This is a genomic window from Streptomyces longisporoflavus, assembly GCF_014649775.1.
GTDB lineage: Bacteria > Actinomycetota > Actinomycetes > Streptomycetales > Streptomycetaceae > Streptomyces > Streptomyces longisporoflavus.
The window spans coordinates 1-736 of the sequence record NZ_BMTR01000131.1 but is presented as its reverse complement, the minus strand read 5'-3'; the positions used below and the strand labels follow the sequence as shown (position 1 = coordinate 736).

Here is a 736-nt window from a genome sequence, read left to right as displayed (position 1 = left end):
CCGTGACCTCAACCTCTCGGCGTTCGTGCTGTTCTCGTCCGCCGCCGGTGTCTTCGGTGGCGCCGGCCAGGGCAACTACGCGGCGGCGAACGCCTTCCTGGACGCCCTCGCCCAGCACCGCCACGCCGCCGGGCTGCCGGCGACGTCGTTGGCGTGGGGCCTGTGGGCAGATGCGGACGGCATGGCCGGGAGCCTTGACGAGGCTGACGTGCGCCGTATCACCGGCGGTGGTGCGATCCCGATCGGTGCGGTCGAGGGCCTGGCGCTGTTCGATGCGGCGGGTTCCACGGGGCGTGCGGCGTTGGTGCCGATTCCGTTGGATCTGTCGGTGCTGCGTCGGCAGGCGCGGTCGCAGCCGGTGCCGCACATAATGCGTGGTCTGGTGCGGGGCGCCGTGCGCAGGACGGTCGAGGCCGGTCGTGCCGTCGTGGGTTCCGCGTTGGCGCGGTCGCTGGCGGGGCTGCCGGTCGCGGAGCGGGAGAAGGCGCTGCTGGATCTGGTGCTGGGGCACGTGGCCGCGGTTCTCGGGCACGGTTCGGCGCAGGCGGTTGCTGCGGAGCGGGCGTTCAAGGAGCTGGGTTTCGACTCGCTGAGTTCGGTGGAGCTGCGCAACCGGCTGAACGCGGCTACTGAGCTGGTGTTGCCGGCGACGCTGGTGTTCGACTATCCGACTCCGGCCGCGCTGGCGGCGCATCTGGGTGCCGAGCTGCTGGGCGGGGTGGTCGATGTCGTGGCC

At 72.0% G+C, this 736-nt stretch carries 1 protein-coding gene; it reads left to right on the top strand.

Annotated features, from left to right (window positions below):
• Nucleotides 1-736, top strand: a 736-nt coding sequence (locus IE226_RS43720) for a beta-ketoacyl reductase (protein WP_190087104.1), incomplete at both ends; no start/stop codon positions are given.